Source organism: Pseudomonas zeae, assembly GCF_014268485.2.
Taxonomy (GTDB): Bacteria; Pseudomonadota; Gammaproteobacteria; order Pseudomonadales; family Pseudomonadaceae; genus Aquipseudomonas; species Aquipseudomonas neuropathica.
In genome coordinates, this window is record NZ_CP077090.1 from 2571862 (window position 1) to 2597143 (window position 25282).

The window sequence follows — 25282 nt, forward strand, 5'->3', positions numbered from 1 at the left end:
TCGAGCCTGGACATCAGGCGATTCCTAGAATGCGGTCGCCCATGCAACACAAAAACCCACTCCACTGGTCAACTAACTACCAAGCCTCCTAACTATTGCGTTGACATTCGCTGCCTAGGCAGTAACATCTCGACATACATTCACTGCCTAGGCAGTTATTAGGTGAGCAAATGAAGCATTTCACCCCGGACGAATTCAAACACTGCCATCTCGGCCTGTTGCTTGGCCGTGCTGCGCTGCTCAAGGACCGGATCATCGACACCCACATGGAACCCCACGGCATCACCGCCGCGCAGTTCAAGGTGTTGATCATCATGGCCCAGTTCGGCGTCGATACCCCGGCCGAGCTGTGCCGGCATCTGTCGCTCGACAGCGGTTCGATGACGCGCATGCTCGATCGTCTGGAGCAGAAAGACTTTCTCGCTCGCCAGCGCAGCGAAGGCGATCGCCGTCAGGTGCAACTGAAACTGACCGAGCAAGGCCAGCAACTGGCCGATCGCCTGCCGCACATCGGCGCCGACGCAATGAATGAACTGGCCGGCGCCGTCACTCCGGACGAGTTGAAGACCCTGGAATACATCCTCAAGAAAATTCTGCTGGCAGCCGGTGACCCGATCACCATCCAGCGGTTAGGTGAACACAATGAGCGGTAAAACCTTGCGCAGCAGCCTGACGCTGGTGCTGTCGGCGATGATCCTCGCCGGCTGCGCCAACTACAGCGGCCTCGACACTCAAGGCAAAAGCCTTGATGCGAAAAGCCTCAACGCCAGCCAATCCCTCAACGGCGTGACCCTGTCGCCAGCCGCGTGGCCGAAAAACGACTGGTGGACCAGCCTCGGCGATCCGCAACTCGACGGCTTGATCCGCGAAGCCCTGCACGACAGCCCGGACATGCAAATCGCCGAAGCACGCGCCCATCAGGCCAGTGCCGCCGCGTATGCCGCCGACGCCGAACGCTATCCGACCCTCGACGCCAGCGCCGGCATCAGCCGTTCGCGTCTGGCCAAGGATCAGGACCCGCGAGGGCAGGGCGATGCCTACGCCACCGTGCGTAACGTCAGCGCCGGTTTCAATTACAACTTCGACCTCTGGGGCGGCCAGCGTGATGCCTGGGAAGCTGCACTCGGTCAGGCCCGCGCCGCTGAAGTTGATCGTCAGGCTGCGCAGTTGACGCTTGCCGCCGATGTCGCTCGTGCCTACAGCGATCTCGGTCAGGCGCACATCGTTTATGACCTGGCGAACGAAGACCTCAAGCGCACCAAACAGATGCTCGATTTGAGCCAGCGTCGCCTGAGTTCCGGGATCGACAGTCAGTACCAGTTCCAGCAAACACAAAGTCTGGAAGCCAGTTCCGAAGCCAGCCTGATCGACGCAGAAAAACGCCTGAACAGCGCCAAGATCGCCCTGGCCGTGCTGCTCGGCAAAGGCCCGGATCGCGGCAACGAAATTGCCCGCCCGAAAGTCCTGCAAGCCAGCGCTGTCGCCGTGCCGTCAGTGTTGCCGGCGGAACTGCTCGGTCGTCGGCCCGATCTGGTTGCTGCACGCTGGCGCGTAGAAGCCGCGAGCAAAGACATCGACTCGGCGAAAACCCGCTTCTATCCCAACTTGAACCTGTCGGCCTCGGCCGGTGCCGAATCTTTGTTGGGTGACGCGATGTTCGGTTCGGCCAGTCGCTTCTTCAACATTGCCCCGACCATCTCGGTGCCGATCTTCGACGGCGGGCGCCTGCGCGCCAACCTCGATGCGCGCGACGCCGACTACGACCTGGCGGTGGCGCAGTACAACAAAAGTCTGGTGAAAGCACTGGGCGATGTCATCGACACGATCAACCAGTTGCGTGACATCGGCCGGCAGATCGGTGCGCAGCAGCACGCCACCGACATTGCCCAGGATTCTTACAACACCGTCGTCCAGCGTTACGGTTCCGGCATCGGCAACTACCTGGACGTGCTCAGCATCGAACAGCAATTGCTCCAGGCCCAGCGTCAGTTGGCCAACCTCAATGCCGAGCAGATCGACCTGTCGATTCAACTGATGCAAGCGCTGGGCGGCGGCTTCCAGGGTGACACCCTGACCGCAGCCAACGCCACCCCAGCCACGCCGCACAACTAATTCAAGGTACTTGTCATGGCCACTGCCGAAAATACCCAAGCTCAAGGCAACACCCCGGACACCGGCAACCCGCGCAAACGCAAAGTGATGCTGCTGGTGCTGGCCGTTGTGGTTGCACTCGCCTGCGCCGGCGTCTGGGCGTATCACGAATTCATCGGGCGCTTTAACGAAAGCACCGACGACGCCTACGTCAACGGCAACGTCGTCGAAATCACCCCGCTGGTGACTGGCACCGTGGTCAGCATTGGTGCTGACGATGGTGATCTGGTTCACGAAGGTCAGGTGCTGATCAACTTCGACCCGAACGATGCCGAAGTCGGCCTGCAAAGTGCCCAGGCGAAACTGGCGCGCACCGTGCGTCAGGTGCGTGGTCTGTACAGCAACGTTGACGGCATGAAAGCCCAGGTCAACGCGCAACAGGCCGAAGTGCAGAAAGCCCAGGACAACTACAACCGCCGGAAGAACCTGGCGCAGGGCGGGGCGATTTCCCAGGAAGAACTGTCCCACGCTCGCGACGACCTGACCTCGGCGCAAAACGCCTTGGCCAACGCCAAGCAGCAACTGAAAACCACCAGCGCCTTGGTTGATGACACCGTGGTGTCGTCGCATCCGGACGTGATGTCGGCCGCTGCCGATCTGCGTCAGGCGTATCTGACCAATGCGCGCAGCACGCTGATTGCGCCGGTCACCGGTTACGTGGCCAAGCGCACCGTGCAACTCGGTCAGCGTGTGCAGCCGGGCACGGCGTTGATGGCGGTGATTCCGCTGGATCAGCTGTGGATCGACGCTAACTTCAAAGAAACCCAACTGCGTGACATGCGCATCGGTCAGCCGGTCGATATCGAATCCGATATCTACGGCAGCGACGTGAAATACAGCGGCACCGTCGACAGCCTCGGCGCCGGCACCGGTAGCGCGTTTGCTCTGCTGCCAGCGCAGAACGCCACCGGTAACTGGATCAAGATCGTGCAGCGTGTGCCGGTGCGCATTCACATCAACGCCGAAGAACTGGCCAAGCATCCGCTGCGTGTCGGTCTGTCGACCAACGTTGAAGTGAACCTGCATGACCAGAGTGGTCCGGTATTGGCCCAGCAGCCGCCGCAGAAAGCGTCGTTCAGCACCAACGTCTACGACCGCCAACTGGCTGAAGCCGACGCGATGATTGCGCAACTGATCCACGACAACAGCGCCGCGGTCAGCAAAACCGCACAACGTTGATACCGACACCGACCCTGTGGGAGCGAGCCTGCTCGCGAAAGCGGTGTGTCATTCAGCATTTAAATGTCTGAAAGGCCGCCTTCGCGAGCAGGCTCGCTCCCACAGAGAGCCCGGCGCTAATCAGGTTCCAAAGGATTCACAATGAGCAATAACGCCTCTTTCACGCCGCCCAGCCTGTTGCTCAGCACCATCGGCCTGTCGCTGGCGACGTTCATGCAAGTGCTCGACACCACCATCGCCAACGTGGCGCTGCCGACGATTTCCGGCAACCTCGGGGTGAGTTCGGAGCAGGGCACCTGGGTGATTACTTCGTTCGCCGTGAGCAACGCGATTGCGCTGCCGCTGACTGGTTGGCTCAGCCGCCGTTTCGGTGAAGTGAAGCTGTTTCTCTGGGCCACCATCCTGTTCGTGCTGGCCTCGTTTCTCTGCGGTATCTCCACATCGATGCCGGAACTGATCGGCTTCCGCGTGCTGCAAGGTCTGGTCGCCGGGCCGCTGTACCCGATGACGCAAACCCTGTTGATCGCGGTCTATCCGCCCGCGAGGCGAGGCATGGCCCTGGCGTTACTGGCGATGGTCACGGTGGTTGCGCCAATTGCCGGGCCGATTCTCGGCGGCTGGATTACTGACAGCTATAGCTGGCCGTGGATCTTCTTTATCAACGTACCGATCGGCATCTTTGCGGTGATGGTGGTGCGTTCGCAACTGGCCAAACGTCCGGTGGAAACCAGCCGTCAGCCGATGGATTACGTCGGACTGATCACGCTGATCATCGGCGTCGGTGCGTTGCAGGTGATCCTCGATAAGGGCAATGACCTGGATTGGTTCGAGTCGAACTTCATCATCATCGGCGCGGCGATTTCGGTGATCGCGCTGGCGGTGTTCGTTATCTGGGAAATGACCGACCAGCATCCGGTGGTGAATCTGCGGCTGTTCGCGTATCGCAACTTCCGCATCGGCACGCTGGTGTTGGTGCTGGGTTACGCCGGCTTCTTCGGCATCAACCTGATCCTGCCGCAGTGGTTGCAAACGCAAATGGGCTACACCGCGACCTGGGCCGGTTTGGCCGTGGCGCCGATCGGCATTCTGCCGGTGCTGCTGTCGCCGTTTGTCGGCAAGTACGCGAACAAGTTCGACCTGCGTTTACTGGCCGGGCTGGCGTTTCTGGCGATTGGCTTGAGCTGCTTCATGCGGGCGGGTTTCACCAATGAGGTGGACTTCCAGCACATTGCTTTGGTGCAGTTGTTCATGGGTATTGGCGTGGCGCTGTTCTTCATGCCGACGTTGAGCATCCTCATGTCGGACTTGCCGCCGAGCCAGATTGCCGATGGTGCGGGTCTGGCGACTTTCCTGCGGACGTTGGGCGGTAGCTTTGCGGCGTCGCTGACCACGTGGATCTGGATTCGTCGGGCCGATCAGCATCATGCGTATATGAGTGAGAGCATCAGCACCTTCGAGCCGGCGACTCGCGAGACCTTGAATCATTTGGGCGGGGCGAGTCAGTCGGCTTATGCGCAGATGGATCAGATCCTCACCAGTCAGGCGTATATGCTCTCCACCGTGGATTACTTCACGCTGCTGGGCTGGGGGTTTATGGGGTTGATTCTGATTGTGTGGCTGGCGAAACCGCCGTTTGCTGCCAAGGCAGGGCCAGCGGCTTCCGGGCACTGAGGTCAAGAGCCCCTCACCCTAACCCTCTCCCAGAGGGAGAGGGGACTGACCGTGGTGCATGTTCGGGATACATCGACCTGACAGACTTCAGTCGAACTCAGGTTTTGAACTGCATGCGGTCGGCTCCCTTTCCCCCTCGCCCCCCTGGGGGAGAGGGCTGGGGTGAGGGGGTAGCGATCTTCAGCCGTGCGGCAAAGCCAGCGGCGGGGCGAAGTCGAACGGCGCCAGGGCGTAGCCGCTCTCATCCACCTGCAATGCCCACCCCTGACGATCCCAATCCCCCAGCACAATCCGCTTCGCCGCCTGCTCACCGAGTTGCAACTTGTGGATCGCCGGGCGGTGGGTGTGGCCATGAATCAAGGTTTTCACGCCAAACGCCTGCATGATCCGCGGAATCTCTTCCGGCGTGACATCGACAATGTCATTAGCCTTCATCCGCGTCTGTGCCTTGCTTTCACTGCGCAGTTTGCGCGCCAGTTTGTGGCGGCTGCTCAAGGGCAGATTGCGCAGGATAAACAGCGTGATCGGGTTACGCAGATAACGCCGCAGCTTCATATAGCCGACATCGCGGGTGCAGAGGCTGTCGCCGTGCATCAACAGCACCGGCTCGCCGTAAAACTGCACGACACTCGGGTCCTTCAACAACGTACAGCCGGCCTGCTTGCAGAAGGCCTTGCCGAGCATGAAGTCGCGATTGCCGTGCATCAGAAAGATGGCCGTGCCGCTGTCGCTCAATTCGCGCAGGGCCTGGCAGATGGAACGCTGGAAGGGCGTTATGGCGTCGTCGCCAATCCACGCTTCGAAGAAGTCGCCAAGAATGTACAACGCACTCGCCGAGCGGGCGCGTCCGGCGAGCAAATCCAGAAACGCCCGGGTAATGTCCGGGCGCTCCTCTTCCAGATGCAAGTCTGAAATCAGCAATATCACGCTTCGATGATCTCGGCTTTCTCGATGATCACGTCGTCTGCTGGTACGTCCTGGTGGCCGGCCTTGGAAGTGGTCGAAACACCTTTGATCTTGTCGACAACGTCGGTGCCGGCGGTCACTTTACCGAATACCGCGTAGCCCCAGCCCTGCACGTTCTTGCCGCTGTGGTTGAGGAAAGTGTTGTCGGCAACGTTGATGAAGAACTGCGCGGAAGCCGAATGCGGCTCCATGGTACGGGCCATGGCAACGGTGTATTTGTCGTTGGAAAGACCGTTGTCAGCTTCGTTCTGGATGCTTGGACGCTTGTCTTTCTTTTCTTTCATGCCTGGTTCGAAGCCGCCGCCCTGGATCATGAAGTTACCGATTACGCGGTGGAAAACAGTGTTTTCGTAGTGACCGGCGTTAACGTATTCGATGAAGTTGGCGACGGTGATCGGCGCCTTTTCAGCGTTCAGTTCGATGACGATGTCGCCATGATTGGTGGTCAATTTAACTTGAGTCATGATCGCTACTCTTTATAAGGAATTCGTGGGCAATGGGACATTTGCGCCCGTTACCGGTTCAGCCCGTGGGCCAAGGTGCGCAGTTTAGCGTGACAGGCGCGAATTTCGAGGCTGTTTTTCAATTCCCGGCGATTAAATGCGCTCCTTTATAGGCCGTGCTCTGTCAGCCCCTTGACAGCATCGGCTATGATAGCGGCTTTGTTTTGTCTGGCCCCCTCTGCGGCCGCGCACATGTAAGTCAAGGATCCTATGAGCAAGCCCACTGTCGACCCTACCTCGAATGCCAAGTCCGGCCCTGCCGTGCCGGTCAATTTCCTGCGGCCGATCATCCAGGCAGACCTGGACTCGGGCAAGCACACCCAGATCGTCACCCGTTTCCCGCCTGAGCCCAACGGCTACCTGCACATCGGCCACGCCAAGTCGATCTGCGTGAACTTCGGCCTGGCCCAGGAGTTCGGCGGCGTCACGCACCTGCGTTTCGACGACACCAACCCGGCCAAGGAAGACCAGGAATACATCGACGCGATCGAAGCCGACGTCAAATGGCTGGGCTTCGAGTGGTCCGGTGAAGTGCGCTACGCCTCGCAGTATTTCGACCAGTTGCACGACTGGGCGGTGGAGTTGATCAAGGCTGGCAAGGCCTACGTCGACGACCTGACCCCGGAGCAGGCCAAGGAATACCGTGGCAGCCTGACCGAGCCGGGCAAGAACAGCCCGTTCCGCGACCGTTCGGTGGAAGAGAACCTCGACTGGTTCGCGCGCATGCGTGCCGGTGAGTTCCCGGACGGCGCCCGCGTGCTGCGCGCGAAGATCGACATGGCCTCGCCGAACATGAACCTGCGCGACCCGATCATGTATCGCATCCGCCACGCCCATCACCACCAGACCGGCGACAAGTGGTGCATCTACCCGAACTACGACTTCACCCACGGTCAGTCGGACGCCATCGAAGGCATCACCCACTCGATCTGCACCCTGGAGTTCGAAAGCCATCGTCCGCTGTACGAGTGGTTCCTCGACGCATTGCCAGTGCCGGCGCACCCGCGTCAGTACGAGTTCAGCCGTCTGAACCTCAACTACACCATCACCAGCAAGCGCAAGCTCAAGCAACTGGTCGATGAAAAGCACGTCAACGGCTGGGACGATCCGCGCATGTCCACGCTGTCGGGCTTCCGCCGCCGTGGCTACACGCCGAAATCGATCCGCAACTTCTGCGAAATGGTTGGCACCAACCGTTCCGACGGCGTGGTTGACTTCGGCATGCTCGAATTCAGCATCCGTGACGACCTCGACCAGACCGCGCCGCGCGCCATGTGCGTGCTGCGTCCGCTGAAAGTCGTCATCACCAACTACCCGGAAGGCCAGGTCGAAAACCTCGAACTGCCGCGCCACCCGAAAGAAGACATGGGCGTACGCGCTCTGCCGTTCGCCCGGGAAATTTACATCGACCGTGACGACTTCATGGAAGAGCCGCCGAAGGGCTACAAGCGCCTGGAACCGGCCGGTGAAGTGCGTCTGCGCGGCAGCTACGTGATCCGTGCCGACGAAGCGATCAAGGACGCCGATGGCAACATCGTCGAACTGCGTTGCTCGTACGACCCGGAAACCCTCGGCAAGAACCCGGAAGGCCGCAAGGTCAAAGGCGTGATCCACTGGGTGCCGGCTGCCGCCAGCGTCGAGTGCGAAGTGCGTCTGTACGATCGCCTGTTCCGTTCGGCCAACCCTGAGAAGGCTGAAGACAGCGCGAGTTTCCTCGACAACATCAACCCTGATTCGCTGCAGGTACTCACCGGTTGTCGTGCTGAGCCATCGCTTGGCAACGCACTGCCGGAAGACCGTTTCCAGTTCGAGCGCGAAGGCTACTTCGTTGCTGATATGAAGGACTCGAAACCAGGTCAGCCGGTATTCAACCGTACCGTGACCCTGCGTGATTCGTGGGGCCAGTGATTCAGCGTCAAGGGAAATAACGTGCTAACGATCTACAACACGCTCACCAAGAGCAAAGAAGTCTTCAAGCCGCTGGATGGCAACAAGGTGCGCATGTACGTCTGCGGGATGACCGTGTACGACTACTGCCACCTTGGCCACGGCCGCAGCATGGTCGCTTTCGACCTGGTGACCCGCTGGTTGCGGTTCAGCGGTTACGACCTGACCTACGTGCGCAACATCACCGACATCGACGACAAGATCATCAACCGCGCCAACGAGAACGGTGAATCGTTCGAAGCGTTGACCAAGCGCATGATCGCCGCGATGCACGAAGACGAAGCGCGCCTGAACATCAAGAAGCCGGACATGGAACCGCGCGCCACGGATCACATTCCGGGCATGCACGCGATGATCCAGACCTTGATCGACAAGGGTTACGCCTACGCGCCGGGCAATGGCGACGTGTACTACCGCGTTGCTAAGTTCATGGGCTACGGCAAGCTGTCGCGCAAGAAGATCGAAGACCTGCGCATCGGCGCCCGCATCGAAGTCGACGAGTCGAAACAGGACCCGCTGGATTTCGTGCTGTGGAAAGCCGCCAAACCGGGCGAGCCAAGCTGGGAATCGCCATGGGGCGCCGGGCGTCCGGGCTGGCACATCGAGTGCTCGGTGATGTCCACCTGCTGCCTCGGCGAGACCTTCGACATTCATGGCGGCGGCAGCGACCTTGAGTTCCCGCACCACGAAAACGAAATCGCCCAGAGCGAAGCGGCCACCGGCAAGACCTACGCCAACGCGTGGATGCATTGCGGCATGATTCGCATCAATGGCGAGAAGATGTCCAAGTCCTTGAACAACTTCTTCACCATTCGCGACGTGCTGGAAAAGTATCACCCGGAAGTCGTGCGTTACCTGCTGGTGTCGAGCCACTACCGCAGCGCGATCAACTACTCGGAAGACAACCTCAAGGACGCCAAAGGCGCCCTCGAGCGTTTCTACCATGCGTTGAAAGGCCTGCCGAACGTCGCACCTGCCGGGGGCGAAGCGTTTGTTGAACGCTTTACTACCGTGATGAACGACGACTTTGGCACGCCGGAAGCGTGCGCGGTGCTGTTTGAGATGGTGCGTGAGATCAACCGTCTGCGTGAGAGCGATCTCGATGCGGCGGCGGGTCTGGCGGCACGTCTGAAAGAACTGGCGAGCGTGTTGGGTGTGTTGCAGCTCGAAGCCGATGACTTCTTGCAGGCGGGCGCTGAAGGGCGTGTTGATGCAGCTGAGGTTGATGCACTGATTGCGGCGCGTCTGGCGGCACGGGCCGGGAAGGATTGGGCTGAGTCGGATCGGATTCGTGATCAGCTGACGGCGATGGGTGTTGTGCTGGAAGACGGCAAGGGTGGGACTACCTGGCGTTTGGCTGACTGATTGCTGTGTTTGGCTTCAAAACAAAACCCGCCTAGTGCGGGTTTTTGTTTGGCGGCGAGAAAGCCCCTCACCCTAACCCTCTCCCAGAGGGAGAGGGGACCGAATGGGGATGCTCAAGAAATACGCCGACCTGAACGTGCTGCACCGAATCCATAATCGACTGGTTATTTCAGGTCGATGTACTCGGACCTGGCCGGCCTGCTCTGAATCCATATTCGACTCCTTTTTTCAGGTCGATGGATGACTCGAGACACTTCGGTCAGCCCCCTCTCCCTCTGGGAGAGGGCTGGGGAGAGGGCTGGGGTGAGGGTTGCTTTTGACGTTCGCGTAGGTCTTGATATCGGCAACGCGTTCAGCCGGATGCTGAGCGGTGACGATCATGTAAGGGAAACACCATGGCCAATCACTATCGCGAACTGCTAACGACCCCCGGCGCCACCGGGCTAGTGCTCGCGAGCTCTATCGCGCGCTTGCCGCAGGCAATGATCGGCATCGGCATCATCACCATGCTGGTGCAGCAAACCGGGGTGTACTGGCTGGCCGGCGCAGTCGCCGGGACGTTCACCCTGGCCAATGCACTGCTCGGCCCGCACATCTCCAGACTGGTCGATCAACATGGCCAGAGTCGCGTACTGCCCATCGTCACCGCGTTCAGCATTGTCATGCTGCTGGCGCTGATCACCGCCGTTTACCTGAGAGCGCCCGCCGCGGTGTTCTTTGTACTGTCAGCCTTGGCGGGGACGATGCCGAGCATGCCATCGATGATCCGCGCGCGATGGTCGCAGTTGTTCCGGGGCAAGCCGCAGTTGCACACGGCGTTCTCGCTGGACACGGTCCTGACCGAACTCGCTTACATCATCGGCCCGCCACTGGCGATTGGTTTGAGTGTGAGCTTTTTCGCCGAAGCCGGGCCGCTGGTTGCGGTCGGGCTGTTGGCCGTCGGGGTCACGGCGTTTCTGCTGCAACGCCAGACTGAGCCTAAGGTTGTCGTCGGCCACGCCAGCCATAGCGGCTCAACCTTGCTGATTCCCGGCGTGCGCACCATTGTTCTGGCGCTGTTGGCGATGGGGGTCATTGGTGGAGCAATCGATGTTGCCGTCGTCGCCTTCGCCAATGCGCAAGGCTGGCCGGGGGCAGCGACCTTCATCCTCGCTGCCTATGCGTTCGGCTCACTGGTGGCGGGCCTGACGTTTGGTGCGATGAGGGTTTCGCTGGCGATCGAAAAACAGTTCCTGATCGGGATATTGGTCACGGCGTTCACTGGCGTGCTGCCCATTTTTGCCACGGACGTTTATGTCCTGTCAGCGACGCTGTTTATTGCCGGCATCTCGTTTGCGCCGACGATGGTGGTGGTCATGAAGCTGGGAACGATCATCATCCCGCCATCAAGGATTACTGAGGGGCTGACGTGGATGACCACCGGTATCAGCATTGGCGTCGCGCTGGGCGGCATGCTGGCGGGGCTGGTCATTGATGGCTGGGGTGCACGGGCGGGGTTTGGCGTGGCCATTGGCGCTGGGATCATGATGGTGGTTGTTGTGTTGGTCGGGTTGCGCACATTGGCGGCGGCTTCGGTTGCGCATGTTGAGCCGGAATTTTCGCCCTCACCCTAGCCCTCTCCCCCAGGAGAGGGGACTGATTGGGGGATGTTCACGAGATACACCGACCTGAGCGATTTGCACCGAATCCATAATCGCCACGATCTTTCAGGTCGATGTCCAGCGCCAGACACCTCGGTCAGCTCCCTATCCCTCCGGGAGAGGAGACTGATTGGGGGATGTTCACGAGGTACGCCGACCTGAACTGGATGCTTTGAATCCATAATCGACTGGTTTTTTCAGGTCGGTGTACAACGCCAGACACCGCGGTCAGCTCCCTCTCCTTTGGGAGAGGGCTGGGGTGAGGGAAAGGGCGGTTCACTCAACCTTCAATCTGCCGCAACCGCTTGTAAAGCGTATTCCGACTCACCCCCAATCGCCGCGCCAGATGCGAAATATTCCCCCCAGCCGCTTTCAACTCCCGGTTCAACGCTTCAATATCATTCAAATCAACCCCCAGCGGCGCCGCGCTCTCCACCGGCTCCATCTCCAGATCAACAAAAAAATCATCCGGCAAATGCTCCAGCCTCACCGGCTGCTCCTCAGCCATGGCCAGCGCCACCTGCATCACGCTACTGACCTGACGCAAATTCCCCGGCCACGGATGACGGCTGAACAGTTCCAGCACCTCTTGGCTCAACCCCGCCCACTGCGTTGGCTCACGATGCTGCTCCCACAACCGTTTAAACAACGCCTCTTTATCACTGCGCTCCCGCAATGGCGGCAGCTCCAGCGTCAGCCCGCCGATTCGGTAATACAAATCCTCACGAAACCGGCCCAACTGCACTTGTTCACGCAAAGAGCGGTTAGTCGCCGAAATAATCCGCAAATCCACTTGGAACAGCTCGCTACTGCCCACCGGCTGCACACAGCGCTCCTGCAAAACCCGCAACAACCGCGCCTGAGTCGGCAATGGCATATCGCCAATCTCATCAAGGAACAACGTGCCTTTGTCCGCCTTGCGAATCAGGCCGATGCTGCCTTTCTGATTCGCGCCGGTGAACGCGCCTTTCTCGTAGCCGAATAACTCGGATTCCACCAGTTCGGCGGGGATCGCCGCACAGTTGACGGCGATAAATGCTTGTTTGCTGCGCGAGCTGGCCTGATGCAGCGCTTTGACGAAGACCTCTTTGCCGACACCGGTTTCGCCATGGATCAGCAGCGGAATGTCTTTCTCCAGCAAGCGCTCAGCCTGGCGCACAGCTTTCTCCACGCGACTGTCGCCGAAGTGCAGGGTGCTGAGGCTGATAGCGCCCGCGGGTGGTTTTAATGGCACTTCAACGCTTTTCGGTTCGGCAAACACCCGAGGCTGAATTGACACCTGTTTCGGCCGCTTCAACAAACATTGAAAACGGTTACGCCCGGACGTCTGCAAGGCAAACGGCAACCCGTCGGGCTGATTGATCAACTCCAGCAGTGACACCTTGAACAGACTTTCAACGCTCACCCGCGACAAGCGCACACCGAGCAGATTGTCGGCGCGACGATTGGCCGACAGCACTTGACCGCTCTCATCAAAGATCAACAACCCGGCCCACTGACTGTCGAGGTTGTTCAACCCGGTGTTGAAGGTCAGTTGAAAATGCTGACCATGGAACAGGTTGAGGATCAGCCGGTTCTCCACGGTCTGGCTCATCATCTTGACCATACCCAAAGTGTGCGAGGGCGGCAGGTAGCTGTCGCTGGACACATCGAGCACCGCTATGACCTTGCGCTCGGCGTCGAAAATCGGCGCAGCGGAACCGGTCATGAAGCGGTTGGCCTTGAGAAAGTGTTCATCGTGTTCGATATGCACGGCCTGCTCACACGCCAGCGCCGTGCCGATCGCATTGGTGCCGCTGGTGCGCTCGACCCAACTTGCACCAGCCTGAAACCCCCGCGCCAGTTTCGGTTCGATAAACCGTTGCGTGCCCCACGAGGTCAGCACCTGACCTTGATTGTCGGCGAGCATGATCAGGCAGTTGGAGTTGCTGAGGATGTTTTCGTAATAGGGCAGGACTTCCTGGTGCGTGGTCTGCACCAGTGAGTGATGGCTGTCGAGCAACTGCGCGATGCCGGCGGCAGGCAACTGATCGAAGGCCGGCGTGCTTTGGTGGTCGAGACCGAACGCGCGGCAACGTTGCCAGGAAGTCTGGACGATCGCGTCGTGGGACAGCGGCGGGGCAGGTGCGGCCATGGCAGTCAGCCTCTGATGCAGCGATTTTTATTGTTGTTATGAAGCCAATCTTCGAAACCTACACAAATCCCCTGTAGGAGTGAGCCTGCTCGCGATAGCGGTGTGGCAGACATATTTGCATCGACTGACACACCGCTATCGCGAGCAGGCTCACTCCTACAATGGATCTTCGACGTTCACAGGATCGGGCAAAAAGCGCTTATAGAGTGTTGTTCACTATTGTTCATTGTCAATCGCCCAACTGTTCAAATGTGTTCAGCAATGAACGCTCAATCCCCACGCTTTCAACGATTTTTACGACAAATCAACCACTTGCCATTTCTGGCACGAAACTCGCTCCCGTGCACAGGTCGCTTGACTCCAATAATAAAAAGGCCGAGCCATGTCACTCACCCTGGAGCACGTCAGCCGTACCGTCGAGGGCCAGATCTGGATCGACGATGCGTGCCTGAAATTCGAACCCGGTTCTTTCAACGTTTTGCTCGGCCGCACGCTGTCCGGCAAAACCAGCCTCATGCGTTTAATGGCCGGTCTGGACAAACCCGACAGCGGCCGCATCCTGATGAACGGCGTCGACGTTACCCAACGTCCGGTGCGCCTGCGCAACGTGTCGATGGTCTATCAGCAGTTCATTAACTACCCGACGATGACCGTGTTCGAAAACATCGCCTCGCCGCTGCGCCAGGCCGGCGTTTCCAAAGAGATCATCCACAGCAAAGTGCAGGAAACCGCGAAGATGCTGCGCATCGAGAAGTTTCTGCAGCGCTATCCGCTGGAACTCTCTGGCGGCCAGCAGCAGCGCACCGCTATGGCCCGCGCGCTGGTCAAGGATGCCGAGCTGATCCTGTTCGATGAGCCGCTGGTCAACCTCGACTACAAACTGCGCGAAGAGCTGCGCCAGGAAATGCGCGAGCTGTTCAAGGCGCGCCACACCATCGCGATCTACGCCACCACCGAACCCAACGAAGCGCTGGCACTCGGCGGCACCACGACGATTCTTCACGAGGGCCGGGTGATTCAGAGCGGCCCGTCGACCTCGGTGTATCACCAGCCACAAAGCGTGCTCGCCGCCGAGTTGTTCTCCGAGCCGCCGATCAACCTGATGCCTGGGCGTATTGCCGGTAATGAAGTCAGTTTCGCCAATTTCGTGCACTTCCCGTTGAACGTCGATCTACGCCCGGTGGGTGAGGGCGAGTTTCGTTTTGGCGTGCGCCCCAGCCATATCTCGCTGGTGCCGAGCAACGATGACGATCTGGAATTGGCAGTGACCGTCGAAGTCGCCGAGATCAGCGGTTCGGAAACCTTCCTGCACGTGCGCAACGAGCATTTCCTGCTGGTGCTGCACCTGCCCGGCGTTCACGAATACGACGTCGATGCGCCGATCCGCATTTACATCCCGACCCATAAACTGTTCGTTTTCGATGCGCAGGGCCGTCTGGTGCAAGCACCGGGCCGGCGTGTCGCGAGGGTTGCCTGATGGCCGAAATCCGTTTGCAGCACCTCGCCCACAGCTACAGCAAAATCCCCAGCGGCGCCGAGGATTACGCGATCCGCGAGATGGATCACGTCTGGGAGCAGGGCGGCGCCTACGCCTTGCTCGGGCCATCGGGTTGCGGCAAGTCGACCTTGCTCAACATCATTTCCGGGCTGCTCAGCCCCTCGCAGGGCCACGTGTTGTTCGACGGCAAAGCGGTCAACGACCTGACGCCGGAGAAGCGCAACATCGCCCAGGTTTTCCAGTTTCCGGTGGTTTACGACACCATGACCGTGTTCGATAACCTCGCTTTTCCCCTGCGCAATCAGGGCATGGCCGAGGCGAAAGTGCACAGCAAGGTGCAGGAAATCGCCGAAGTCCTCGACCTGCAAAACCTCCTGAGCAAGAAGGCGCGCAACCTCACTGCTGACGAAAAACAGAAAGTCTCGATGGGCCGGGGTCTGGTCCGCGACGACGTTTCGGCGATCCTCTTCGACGAACCGCTGACGGTGATCGACCCGCACCTGAAATGGAAATTGCGACGCAAGCTCAAGCAGATCCACGAGCAGTTCAACATCACCATGGTCTACGTCACCCACGATCAGCTGGAGGCCTCGACCTTCGCCGATAAGATTGCGGTGATGTACGGCGGCCAGATCGTCCAGTTCGGCACGCCTCGGGAACTGTTTGAGCGGCCGAGCCATACCTTTGTCGGCTATTTCATCGGCAGCCCCGGGATGAACCTGATCGAGGTGCAGCCACAACCCGGCGGCGTCGGTTTCGCCTCGACGCATCTGCCGCTGTCTGACGCGATGCAGCGACATATCGAACACGGCCAGTGGAAAAATCTGAAGGTCGGCATCCGCCCCGAGTTTATTCACGTGTGGGACGAGCCGTTTGATGACGCGATGCAGGCAAAGGTCGTACACGTCGAAGACCTCGGCACCTACAAGATCATGACCCTCGACCTCGATGGCGCGCCGTTGAAAGTGCGTTTGGCCGAAGACAAACCGGTGCCCCAGGGCACGGCGTACATCAGTTTTCCGGCGCAGTGGTTGATGGTCTATGCCGATGAGTTTCTGCTCGAAGCTGACGAAGAGGTGCAGCCATGAACAAGGTGCAGAACAACAAGGCCTGGTGGCTGGTGTTGCCGGTGTTCCTGCTGGTGGCGTTCAGTGCGGTGATCCCGATGATGACCGTGGTCAACTATTCGGTGCAGGACATCTTCGACCAGTCCAGCCGCTACTTCGTCGGCGCCGACTGGTACAAGCAAGTGCTGCTCGATCCGCGTTTGCACGACTCATTGCTGCGCCAGTTCATCTATTCGGCGTGCGTGTTGCTGATTGAAATTCCGCTGGGTATTGCCGTTGCGCTGACGATGCCAACCAAGGGCCGCTGGTCGTCGGTGGTGCTGATCATTCTGGCGATTCCGTTGCTGATCCCATGGAACGTGGTTGGCACCATTTGGCAGATCTTTGGCCGTGCGGATATCGGCCTGCTCGGTTCGAGCCTCAATGCCATGGGCATCAGCTACAACTACGCCGCCAACACCGTGGACGCTTGGGTCACGGTGCTGGTGATGGACGTCTGGCACTGGACTTCACTGGTGGCGCTGCTGTGTTTCTCCGGATTGCGCGCGATTCCCGACGTGTATTACCAGGCCGCGCGCATCGATCGAGCCTCGGCCTGGGCGGTGTTCCGCCATATCCAATTGCCCAAGCTGAAGAGCGTGCTGCTGATCGCGGTAATGCTGCGCTTCATGGACAGTTTCATGATCTACACCGAGCCGTTCGTGCTCACCGGCGGCGGGCCGGGCAACGCCACGACTTTCTTGAGTCAGACGCTGACCCAGATGGCCGTAGGGCAATTCGACCTCGGTCCGGCAGCGGCGTTTTCGCTGGTGTACTTCCTGATCATCCTGTTGGTGTCCTGGCTGTTCTACACCGCCATGACGCACTCCGACGCCAACCGCTGAGGCCCGGCCATGAGCAAGAGAAAGATTATTCCGTTGCTGGTGTACATCCTGTTCCTGCTGGTGCCGATCTACTGGCTGTTGAACATGTCGTTCAAGAGCAACACCGAAATCCTCGGCGGCCTGACGCTTTTCCCACAGGCCTTTACGCTGGCGAACTACAAGGTGATCTTCACCGACCCGAGCTGGTACACCGGTTATCTCAACTCGCTGTATTACGTGAGTTTGAACACGGTGATCTCGCTGAGCGTGGCGTTGCCGGCGGCGTATGCGTTTTCGCGCTACCGTTTTCTCGGCGACAAGCACCTGTTCTTCTGGCTGCTGACCAACCGCATGGCGCCACCGGCAGTGTTCTTGCTGCCGTTCTTTCAGTTGTATTCGTCGATTGGCCTGTTCGACACACATATCGCCGTGGCCTTGGCGCACTGTCTGTTTAACGTGCCATTGGCGGTGTGGATTCTCGAAGGCTTCATGTCCGGTGTGCCCAAGGAAATCGACGAAACTGCCTACATCGACGGCTACAGTTTCCCCAAGTTCTTCGTGAAGATTTTCATCCCGCTGATCGGCTCCGGCATCGGCGTTACGGCGTTTTTTTGCTTCATGTTTTCCTGGGTCGAATTGCTGCTCGCGCGCACGTTGACCTCGGTAAACGCCAAGCCGATTGCGGCGGTGATGACGCGCACGGTTTCCGCTTCGGGTATCGATTGGGGCGTGCTGGCAGCGGCGGGGGTGTTGACCATTCTGCCGGGCATGCTGGTGATCTGGTTTGTTCGCAACCACGTGGCCAAGGGCTTTGCCCTCGGTCGGGTCTGAGGAGCTGATGATGGAATGGATGAGCTGGACCACGCCTACCGCAGCATTCTTCATTGTCATCGGCCTGATTCTGGTCGGCATGACCACTTGGGAATTGCGCTCGCCGAGCATCCTGCGGCGAGGTTTTCTGCCGATTGCCACCACCCGTGGTGATCGTTTGTTTATCGGTCTTCTCGGCAGCGCCTACCTGCATTTGCTGGTGATCGGCGCCACCGACTGGAGCATCTGGGTAGCGTCCGCGTTGTCCCTGGTGTGGCTGTTGGCTGTGATGCGTTGGGGCTAGTCGAGTCGTTCGGCAACGCGGCTCCACAACTTAAACAGGAGGTCTCTATGTTCGACAAAAACAATAAGCTGCGACATAGCATTTCATTGGCAGCCATGCTGGCACTCAGCGGTTTGAGCGCCGCCGCGTGGGCGGATGCCTACGAAGACGCGGCGAAAAAATGGATCGGCAGTGAATTCAAACCGTCGACCCTGACGGCCGAGCAGCAACTCGAAGAGTTGAAGTGGTTCATCAAAGCGGCCGAGCCGTTTCGCGGCATGGACATCAAGGTCGTTTCCGAGACCCTGACCACCCATGAATACGAGTCGAAAGTGCTGGCCAAGGCGTTCAGCGAAATCACCGGGATCAAACTCACCCACGACCTGCTGCAAGAAGGCGATGTGGTCGAGAAAATGCAGACGGTGATGCAGTCGGACAAGAATATTTATGACGGCTGGGTCAACGACTCGGACCTGATCGGTACGCACTTTCGCTACGGCAAGACCGAATCGATCACCGACCTGATGGCCAACGAGGGCAAGAACTTCACTTCGCCAACCCTCGACATCAAGGACTTCATCGGCATCTCGTTCACCACCGCGCCGGACGGCAAGATCTATCAACTGCCCGACCAGCAATTCGCCAACCTGTACTGGTTCCGTGCTGACTGGTTTGAACGTGCGGATCTGAAAGCCAAGTTCAAGGAAAAGTACGGCTACGAATTGGGCGTGCCGGTGAACTGGTCGGCCTATGAAGACATCGCCAAATTCTTCAGCGAAGACGTCAAGGAAATCGACGGCAAGCGCGTTTACGGGCACATGGACTACGGCAAGAAAGACCCGTCGCTGGGCTGGCGCTTCACCGATGCCTGGTTCTCCATGGCCGGTGGCGGCGACAAAGGGTTGCCCAACGGTTTGCCGGTGGACGAGTGGGGGATTCGCGTCGAAGACTGCCATCCGGTCGGTTCCAGTGTGACTCGCGGCGGCGACACCAACGGCCCGGCGGCGGTGTTCGCCACCACCAAGTATGTCGACTGGCTGAAGAAGTACGCGCCACCGGAAGCGGCGGGCATGACCTTCTCCGAATCCGGTCCGGTGCCGTCGCAGGGCAACATTGCGCAGCAGATCTTCTGGTACACCGCGTTCACCGCCGACATGACCAAGCCGGGCCTGCCGGTGGTCAACGCCGACGGCACGCCGAAATGGCGCATGGCGCCATCGCCGCGTGGGCCGTATTGGGAGGAGGGCATGAAGCTCGGTTATCAGGACGTGGGTTCGTGGACGTTCATGAAGTCCACACCTGAGAAACAGAAGCTGGCGGCGTGGCTGTATGCGCAGTTTGTGACCTCGAAAACCGTGTCGCTAAAGAAAACCATCGTCGGCCTGACGCCGATTCGCGAGTCGGACATCAACTCGCAAGCGATGACCGATCTGGCGCCGAAACTCGGTGGCCTGGTCGAGTTCTACCGCAGCCCGGCCCGCGTGCAATGGACCCCGACCGGCACCAACGTGCCGGACTACCCGCGTCTGGCGCAATTGTGGTGGAGCCACATCGCCGAAGCGGCCAGTGGCGAGAAAACCCCGCAGCAGGCGCTGGATGGTTTGGCCAAGGATCAGGACGCAATCATGACGCGCCTCGAACGCTCCAAGGCTCAGGCGGTTTGTGCACCGAAGATGAATCCGGAGCGCGATGCTCAGTACTGGTTTGATCAGCCGGGCGCACCGAAACCGAAACTGGCGAACGAGAAGCCGAAGGGCGAGACCGTGAGCTACAACGAACTGCTGAAATCGTGGGCGGATGCGCGGAAGTAACAGCTGAAATGTGAAAGGCGAACGGCACTGCAAGGTGCCGTTTTTTTTTGCGCCTGATCTACCGCAATCGCGAGCAGGCTCACTCCTACAGGGGATTGAGGCGTACGCATCATCTGTGAACGACACAAAAACCTGTAGGCCTTCGCCTGCTCGCGATATCGGTGTGTCAGACGAAAAAGATACCGACTGACCCGCCGCCATCGCTTGCAGGCGAAGGCCTACAGGTTTCAGTGGTGTCCACAAACCGGAGTACCCCGCAAATCACTGTGGGAGCTTGCCTGCAAGCGAAGGGGCCATTGGCGGCACCGCCGGAAATCCAAGCCTGAACACCGTCATCGCCCCCGGCAAACTCTTAACCTCCGCCACACCCTGATGCAGGCTCATGATCGAGCGCACGATTGCCAGGCCCAATCCGGTGCTGCCCTGCGAGCGTGAGCGACTGCTGTCGACGCGGTAGAAGCGGTCGAACAGATGTGGCAGGTGTTGCGCCTCAATCCCGGCGCCGGGGTTGCTGACCAGCAGGGATGCCTGCGTCGCACTCTGTTCGATCAGCAGCGTCACGGTTTTCCCGTTCGGGCAATGACGCAGCGCGTTGGACAGCAGATTGGAAATCGCCCGCTGAATCATCAGCCGATCGCCCATCACCGTCGCACTGCCAACGACATTCAAATGAATGTTCTTATCCTGCGCCGACAACGAAAACATCTCCGCGACCTTCGCCGCCTCAACCTCCAGCGCCACCGCTTCAAACGGCGCCAGCGCGGACGGATGACTGACCTGCGCGAGAAACAACATGTCCGAGACAATCCGCGCCACGCGCTCCAGTTCCTCGGTGCACGACACCAGCACGTCCTTGTATTCCTCGGTCGTGCGCTCGCGGGACAAGGTCACCTGCGCCTTGCCCATCAGGTTATTGATTGGCGTACGCAGCTCATGCGCCAAGTCATCGGAGAATTGCGACAACTGCTGCACCCCGGCATCCAGCCGATGCAGCATGAAGTTGATGCCTTGCGCCAGTTCACTCAACTCCTGCGGCATGTTCACCACGGACAGCCGGTGTTCCAGATCCTGGGTCGAGACCATCGCCGCCACTTTGCGAAACTCGCGCAGCGGCGCCAACCCGCGTTGCACCGCGCCCCACGCGGTCAGGCCGATAAACACCAGCAACAACGGCAAGGCAATCAGCGTCGAGCGTAGATAGGCGCTGAGGAGGGCCTCATCGTGGGCGTTATCCACTGACAGCAGCACCGGCACGCTGCTGCTGTCCTTGAGGCGAATCAGTTTCGAGGCGGTGAGGAATTTCTTGCCTTGCGCGTCGGTGCTGTCGCTGTAAGTCAGTTGATCGGTGGTGGCGCGCACCGCTTTCAATTCGACGCGCGGATCGCTCAATCCCGAGCCGGACTTGAGCAGCGGCGAGCGCTGATTGAGGCGGTCATAAATGGTCAGCGTGAGGTTGTCATGCCCCATCACCTGATCGAGCAGAATATGCGGCTTGCCGGTGATTTCATTGGCATCGACGTACAACGACAGGCTGTGCTCCACCTGCGCCATCTTCTTTTCCAGGCTGTCTCTGGCAAGCGAATTCAGCTCATGGGTCAGGGCGAAATAGGCGAGGATCGCCAGAAACACCACCAGCAGCGCGCCGAGAATACTCACCGTCAAACCGAGGCGCATCGACAGGCTGGAGGGTTTCATTCCCGCGCCTCCAACACATAGCCGACACCGCGCAGGGTGTGGATCAGTTTGCTGTCGAACGGGTCGTCGATTTTCGCCCGCAAGCGGCGGATCGACACTTCGACCACGTTGGTGTCGCAGTCGAAATTCATGTCCCACACCAACGAGATGATTTGTGTGCGCGTCAGCACTTCGCCGGACTGGCGCATCAGCAGATGCAGCAGGGCGAATTCCTTGGTGGTCAGGTCAATACGCTGTTGCCCGCGAAACGCGCGATGGCGACCCGGATCGAGTTCCAGATCAGCGACTTTCAGCACCTGCGGCACCGGGATATTTTCGCTACGACGCATCAAGGTGCGCACCCGCGCCAGCAGTTCGGGAAACTCGAACGGCTTGACCAGATAATCGTCGGCGCCCAGATCGAGGCCGCGAATCTTGTCGGCCAGACGCCCGCGCGCCGTCAGCATCATCACCCGCGTCGAATGGGTGCGACGCAGTTGTTCCAGCACGCCCCAACCGTCGAGTTCCGGCAGGTTCACGTCGAGAATAATCAGGTCATAGGCTTGTTGTTGCGCCAGATGCAGGCCATCGGCACCGGTGGCGGCGTGGTCAACGACATAACCACTTTCGGTCAAACCCTGATGCAAGTATTCGGCAGCTTTAAGCTCGTCCTCGACGACAAGGATTCGCATGATCTTTCACCACTTTTATTTAATGGGTATTTAATTTAAAAGCCCCTCACCCTAACCCTCTCCCAGAGGGAGAGGGGACTGAGCGTGGGATATTTCAGAACTACGCCGACGTGAAAGAACGTTACTGAATCCATAATCAACTTGATGTAACAGGTCGATAAAAAACGCCAGACACTTCGGTCGGCTCCCTCTCCCCCCGGGAGAGGGCTGGGGTGAGGGGAGTGCGGACAATAAAGGTTGTAGCGGCTACAGGGTCAACGCCCAAGTGCTTTAGATCAGTGTTCTGCGACAGTAGGTCGCAGTGCTAACCACCAAATTCTCTTGAGTTTACTTACGGCAAGTGCTGTTCAGCAGATAACTACCGTGTTTTTGTTTCGATGTATTTCGATAACGCTGCTAGCACTTCGCATCCTAGAACAAAACAACTTCCCCAAACCGTGGATAACGGATTTGTAATGTTCCAGTCACCTTGTCGATAAGTTCAAAACCCTACCGTGGCGGCATCCGAGATTCTTGAATAAAGGAAGTCCTCCATTGCCCGGTTTAATTAAACTGACGGCGCAATCACGCCTGAAAAAAACCGCCAGCGTCATCCTGCTGCTGGCCTGTACCAGCCTTGCAAACGCAGCGACCCTGACGCTGGATCAAGCCCTGCAAGGCGCCTTCGCCAGCAACCCGGATTTAGCCGCCGCGCAATGGGAAATCGGTATCGCCGAAGGTGACCGCCAACAGGCCGGCCTGATCCCCAACCCCGAAATGTCGTGGGAAGACGAAGACACTCGGCGCAATTCGCGCACAACCACGGTGATGCTCAGTCAACCAATCGAACTGGGCGGCAAACGCGGTGCACGCATCGATGTCGCCAGCCGTGCGCAAGACGCTGCCGGCATCGAACTGGAGCGCAAGCGCAATGCCTTGCGTGCCGATGTGATTCAGGCATTCAACAGCGCGCAAACCGCGCAGCAACGCTTGCAGCTGTCCCGGCAATCCCTGCAATTGGCCGAGCACGGTTTGCGCGTGGCGCAAGGGCGGATCGAGGCGGGTAAATCTTCGCCGGTCGAAGGCACGCGGGCGCAAGTGCAGCTCTCGGAAGTGCGCCTGGAGCTGAGCCGCGCCGAACGCGATCAGGCCACCGCGTACCAACAATTGGCGCAAGTCATGGGCGCGCCGTTGCCGACCTCGACCAAGGTGCAGGCCCCCACGCAAAACATGCCGGCCGTACCACCACCGACAAGATTGCTCGAGCGTTTGAACGAGACTGCCGAACTGCGTCTGGCCAAGTTGCAGATCGATCAGCGCGAAGCGTCGTTGGGCCTGGAAAAGTCCCAGCGCATCCCCGATCTCACCGTCAGTATCGGCAGCCAATACAGCGAAACCGAGCGCGAGCGGGTCAATGTGGTCGGGCTGTCGATGCCGATTCCGCTGTTCAATCGCAATCAGGGCAACGTGCTCGCGGCCGCGCGCCGCACCGATCAGGCGCGGGATCTGCGCAACGCCACCGAGCTGCGTTTGCGCACGGAAATCCAGACCAGCCTTGAGCAATGGCAGACCGCCAACGGCGAAGTCACTGCGTTCAACCAGACCATCCTGCCCGCCGCGCAAAGTGCGGTCGACAGCGCCACCCGTGGTTTCGAAATGGGCAAGTTCGGCTTCCTCGATGTGCTCGATGCGCAACGCACCTTGATCAGCGCTCGGAGCCAATACATCCAGGCCGTCAGCGAAGCCACCGACGCCCGCGTACGCATCGAACGGATCTTCGGCGACCTCAGCGTCAGCCGTTGAATTTCACTTTTCAGACAACTGCGCGATGGCTCGGCGCAGAGGAGTTTCCATGGATAAAAAATTGATGATTGTCGCGGTGGCGACGTTGGCGCTGGGCATTGGCATCGGCTCGCAGTGGTCAGGTCACGCAAGTATCGACGCGCATGCCGATGAGGCCGCTGAACACGCCGATCATGCGCAAGAAGATGCAGCGGCTGAACATGCCGAAGAAGGGCGCATCGAATTGAGCGCGGAGCAGATCAGCGCTGCCGGCATTCAACTGGCCGAGGCAAAACCGCAAAACATCAGCCGCGGCCTGCCGTTTCCCGGCGAAGTGCGCTTCGACGAAGACCGCACTGCCCACGTCGTGCCGCGTGTGCCGGGTGTGGTCGAGGCGGTGGCGGTCAACCTCGGGCAAACGGTGAAGAAGGGCCAGTTGCTGGCAGTGATCGCCAGTCAGCAGATCTCCGATCAACGCAGCGAACAGGCGGCCGCGCAACGTCGCCTGACCTTGGCGCGCACCACTTATGAACGCGAGAAAAAACTCTGGCAGGACAAGATCTCTGCCGAGCAGGATTTCCTCCAGGCGCGCCAAGCGTTGCAAGAAGCTGAAATTGCCCTGAGCAATGCGCAGCAGAAGATCAGCGTACTCAGCGGCAGCGTGGTCGCCACTGGCGGCAATCGCTACGAACTACGCGCGCCGTTCGATGGTGTGGTGGTAGAAAAACACCTGACGCCGGGCGAGGTGGTTGATGAAACCACGGCGGCGTTCACGCTCTCGGATCTGTCGCGAGTGTGGGTAACGTTCGGTGTTTCACCGAAGGATCTGAACAAGGTGCAAGTGGGCAAAGCGGTCACCGTCAGCGCCCCGGAACTCAACGCGGAAGTGGTCGGCAGCGTGGCTTACGTCGGCAGTTTGCTCGGCGAGCAAACCCGCACTGCGACCGTTCGCGTCACCCTGGAAAACCCGCAAGGCTCGTGGCGCCCCGGTCTGTTCGTCACCGCGCTGGTGGCGACCGACAGCCGCGAAGCGCAAGTCGCCGTACCGGAAACCGCGATCCAGACCGTCGAGGACAAACCCACGGTGTTCGTGCGTACCGACGACGGTTTCGAAGCCCGCGCGGTAGAACTGGGCAGCCGCGCCGCCGGCCATGTGGAAATTACTCAAGGCCTGGAACCGGGCGTGCAAGTCGCCAGCGCCGGCAGCTTCGTCCTCAAATCGGAGCTGGGCAAAGCCTCAGCCGAGCACAGCCACTGATCCGGAAGA

Annotated in this window: 20 protein-coding genes; 15 read left to right on the forward strand and 5 right to left on the reverse strand. The window is 59.5% G+C overall.

The features are described 5' to 3' along the window. The first annotated feature begins 170 nt into the window (after positions 1-170). From HU754_RS11295 to HU754_RS11310, 4 genes are all read left to right on the forward strand, one after another. The gene (locus HU754_RS11295; RefSeq protein WP_034154732.1) at positions 171-653 is read left to right on the forward strand and encodes a MarR family winged helix-turn-helix transcriptional regulator; all 483 of its coding nucleotides are present in this window, start codon (positions 171-173) and stop codon (positions 651-653) included. Further along, positions 643-2112, forward strand: coding sequence for an efflux transporter outer membrane subunit (locus tag HU754_RS11300; protein WP_186622572.1), 1470 nt, complete (start codon positions 643-645; stop codon positions 2110-2112). Before HU754_RS11295 ends, HU754_RS11300 begins: the two co-directional genes overlap by 11 nt. Positions 2113-2127: 15 nt before the next feature. Beyond that, on the forward strand, positions 2128-3330 hold the full coding sequence (locus HU754_RS11305; RefSeq protein ID WP_008082123.1) for an HlyD family secretion protein: 1203 nt from the start codon (positions 2128-2130) through the stop codon (positions 3328-3330). A 141-nt stretch (positions 3331-3471) separates the two neighbouring features. After that, on the forward strand, positions 3472-5001 hold the full coding sequence (locus HU754_RS11310) for a DHA2 family efflux MFS transporter permease subunit (RefSeq protein ID WP_016986555.1): 1530 nt from the start codon (positions 3472-3474) through the stop codon (positions 4999-5001). A 180-nt stretch (positions 5002-5181) separates the two neighbouring features. On the opposite strand, the gene lpxH is transcribed toward HU754_RS11310, so the two are convergent. Next, complete coding sequence (lpxH, locus tag HU754_RS11315; protein ID WP_186622571.1) at positions 5182-5928, reverse strand: UDP-2,3-diacylglucosamine diphosphatase; 747 nt, start codon at positions 5926-5928, stop codon at positions 5182-5184. After that, on the reverse strand, positions 5925-6431 hold the full coding sequence (locus HU754_RS11320) for a peptidylprolyl isomerase (RefSeq protein ID WP_093434208.1): 507 nt from the start codon (positions 6429-6431) through the stop codon (positions 5925-5927). Before HU754_RS11320 ends, lpxH begins: the two co-directional genes overlap by 4 nt. 249 nt (positions 6432-6680) lie before the next feature. On the opposite strand from HU754_RS11320, the gene HU754_RS11325 reads away from it, so the two are divergent. From HU754_RS11325 to HU754_RS11335, 3 genes are all read left to right on the forward strand, one after another. Then, positions 6681-8378, forward strand: coding sequence for a glutamine--tRNA ligase/YqeY domain fusion protein (locus HU754_RS11325; protein ID WP_186622565.1), 1698 nt, complete (start codon positions 6681-6683; stop codon positions 8376-8378). Between the two features lie 21 nt (positions 8379-8399). Beyond that, on the forward strand, positions 8400-9782 hold the full coding sequence (gene cysS / locus HU754_RS11330; RefSeq protein ID WP_186622563.1) for a cysteine--tRNA ligase: 1383 nt from the start codon (positions 8400-8402) through the stop codon (positions 9780-9782). A 395-nt stretch (positions 9783-10177) separates the two neighbouring features. Then, positions 10178-11395 carry an MFS transporter gene (locus HU754_RS11335; protein ID WP_093434221.1) on the forward strand — a complete coding sequence of 406 codons (1218 nt, stop codon included), beginning with the start codon at positions 10178-10180 and terminating at the stop codon, positions 11393-11395. 307 nt (positions 11396-11702) lie between these two features. On the opposite strand, the gene HU754_RS11340 is transcribed toward HU754_RS11335, so the two are convergent. Then, complete coding sequence (locus tag HU754_RS11340; RefSeq protein ID WP_186622561.1) at positions 11703-13556, reverse strand: sigma-54-dependent Fis family transcriptional regulator; 1854 nt, start codon at positions 13554-13556, stop codon at positions 11703-11705. 382 nt (positions 13557-13938) lie between these two features. On the opposite strand from HU754_RS11340, the gene HU754_RS11345 reads away from it, so the two are divergent. Genes HU754_RS11345 through HU754_RS11370 form a run of 6 tightly spaced genes read left to right on the forward strand, consistent with a single transcriptional unit; the run spans position 13939 to position 19888 of the window. Further along, entirely contained in the window at positions 13939-15033 is a 1095-nt protein-coding gene (locus tag HU754_RS11345; RefSeq protein WP_095048092.1) for an ABC transporter ATP-binding protein, read from the forward strand. Beyond that, positions 15033-16142: an ABC transporter ATP-binding protein gene (locus HU754_RS11350; RefSeq protein ID WP_186622559.1), complete on the forward strand. Its 1110-nt coding sequence runs from the start codon at positions 15033-15035 to the stop codon at positions 16140-16142. Before HU754_RS11345 ends, HU754_RS11350 begins: the two co-directional genes overlap by 1 nt. After that, positions 16139-17005: a carbohydrate ABC transporter permease gene (locus HU754_RS11355; protein ID WP_186622557.1), complete on the forward strand. Its 867-nt coding sequence runs from the start codon at positions 16139-16141 to the stop codon at positions 17003-17005. The genes HU754_RS11350 and HU754_RS11355 overlap by 4 nt, the downstream gene beginning before the upstream one ends. A 9-nt stretch (positions 17006-17014) precedes the next feature. Further along, positions 17015-17815 (forward strand): carbohydrate ABC transporter permease, encoded by an 801-nt coding sequence (locus HU754_RS11360; protein ID WP_093434233.1) that lies wholly within the window; start codon positions 17015-17017, stop codon positions 17813-17815. 10 nt (positions 17816-17825) lie between these two features. After that, positions 17826-18098 carry a DUF2160 domain-containing protein gene (locus HU754_RS11365; protein WP_007912485.1) on the forward strand — a complete coding sequence of 91 codons (273 nt, stop codon included), beginning with the start codon at positions 17826-17828 and terminating at the stop codon, positions 18096-18098. A 47-nt stretch (positions 18099-18145) separates the two neighbouring features. After that, on the forward strand, positions 18146-19888 hold the full coding sequence (locus tag HU754_RS11370) for an ABC transporter substrate-binding protein (RefSeq protein ID WP_016986564.1): 1743 nt from the start codon (positions 18146-18148) through the stop codon (positions 19886-19888). Between the two features lie 261 nt (positions 19889-20149). On the opposite strand, the gene HU754_RS11375 is transcribed toward HU754_RS11370, so the two are convergent. After that, positions 20150-21583: a heavy metal sensor histidine kinase gene (locus HU754_RS11375; RefSeq protein ID WP_093434236.1), complete on the reverse strand. Its 1434-nt coding sequence runs from the start codon at positions 21581-21583 to the stop codon at positions 20150-20152. Then, positions 21580-22254, reverse strand: coding sequence for a heavy metal response regulator transcription factor (locus HU754_RS11380; RefSeq protein ID WP_095048087.1), 675 nt, complete (start codon positions 22252-22254; stop codon positions 21580-21582). The genes HU754_RS11375 and HU754_RS11380 overlap by 4 nt, the downstream gene beginning before the upstream one ends. 534 nt (positions 22255-22788) lie before the next feature. Here HU754_RS11380 and HU754_RS11385 point away from each other — a divergent pair. Beyond that, on the forward strand, positions 22789-24036 hold the full coding sequence (locus HU754_RS11385; protein ID WP_186622555.1) for a TolC family protein: 1248 nt from the start codon (positions 22789-22791) through the stop codon (positions 24034-24036). Between the two features lie 49 nt (positions 24037-24085). After that, entirely contained in the window at positions 24086-25273 is a 1188-nt protein-coding gene (locus tag HU754_RS11390) for an efflux RND transporter periplasmic adaptor subunit (RefSeq protein ID WP_186622553.1), read from the forward strand. Positions 25274-25282 lie beyond the last annotated feature (9 nt).

Excerpts from the sequence above, each read along its gene's own strand:
- HU754_RS11295 (WP_034154732.1), top strand. The coding sequence starts at position 171 with ATGAAGCATTTCACCCCGGACGAATTCAAACACTGCCATCTCGGCCTG.
- HU754_RS11300 (WP_186622572.1), top strand. The coding sequence starts at position 643 with ATGAGCGGTAAAACCTTGCGCAGCAGCCTGACGCTGGTGCTGTCGGCG.
- HU754_RS11305 (WP_008082123.1), top strand. The coding sequence starts at position 2,128 with ATGGCCACTGCCGAAAATACCCAAGCTCAAGGCAACACCCCGGACACC.
- HU754_RS11310 (WP_016986555.1), top strand. The coding sequence starts at position 3,472 with ATGAGCAATAACGCCTCTTTCACGCCGCCCAGCCTGTTGCTCAGCACC.
- HU754_RS11320 (WP_093434208.1), bottom strand. The coding sequence starts at position 6,431 with ATGACTCAAGTTAAATTGACCACCAATCATGGCGACATCGTCATCGAA.
- HU754_RS11325 (WP_186622565.1), top strand. The coding sequence starts at position 6,681 with ATGAGCAAGCCCACTGTCGACCCTACCTCGAATGCCAAGTCCGGCCCT.
- HU754_RS11335 (WP_093434221.1), top strand. The coding sequence starts at position 10,178 with ATGGCCAATCACTATCGCGAACTGCTAACGACCCCCGGCGCCACCGGG.
- HU754_RS11340 (WP_186622561.1), bottom strand. The coding sequence starts at position 13,556 with ATGGCCGCACCTGCCCCGCCGCTGTCCCACGACGCGATCGTCCAGACT.
- HU754_RS11345 (WP_095048092.1), top strand. The coding sequence starts at position 13,939 with ATGTCACTCACCCTGGAGCACGTCAGCCGTACCGTCGAGGGCCAGATC.
- HU754_RS11350 (WP_186622559.1), top strand. The coding sequence starts at position 15,033 with ATGGCCGAAATCCGTTTGCAGCACCTCGCCCACAGCTACAGCAAAATC.
- HU754_RS11355 (WP_186622557.1), top strand. The coding sequence starts at position 16,139 with ATGAACAAGGTGCAGAACAACAAGGCCTGGTGGCTGGTGTTGCCGGTG.
- HU754_RS11360 (WP_093434233.1), top strand. The coding sequence starts at position 17,015 with ATGAGCAAGAGAAAGATTATTCCGTTGCTGGTGTACATCCTGTTCCTG.
- HU754_RS11365 (WP_007912485.1), top strand. The coding sequence starts at position 17,826 with ATGGAATGGATGAGCTGGACCACGCCTACCGCAGCATTCTTCATTGTC.
- HU754_RS11370 (WP_016986564.1), top strand. The coding sequence starts at position 18,146 with ATGTTCGACAAAAACAATAAGCTGCGACATAGCATTTCATTGGCAGCC.
- HU754_RS11375 (WP_093434236.1), bottom strand. The coding sequence starts at position 21,583 with ATGAAACCCTCCAGCCTGTCGATGCGCCTCGGTTTGACGGTGAGTATT.
- HU754_RS11380 (WP_095048087.1), bottom strand. The coding sequence starts at position 22,254 with ATGCGAATCCTTGTCGTCGAGGACGAGCTTAAAGCTGCCGAATACTTG.
- HU754_RS11390 (WP_186622553.1), top strand. The coding sequence starts at position 24,086 with ATGGATAAAAAATTGATGATTGTCGCGGTGGCGACGTTGGCGCTGGGC.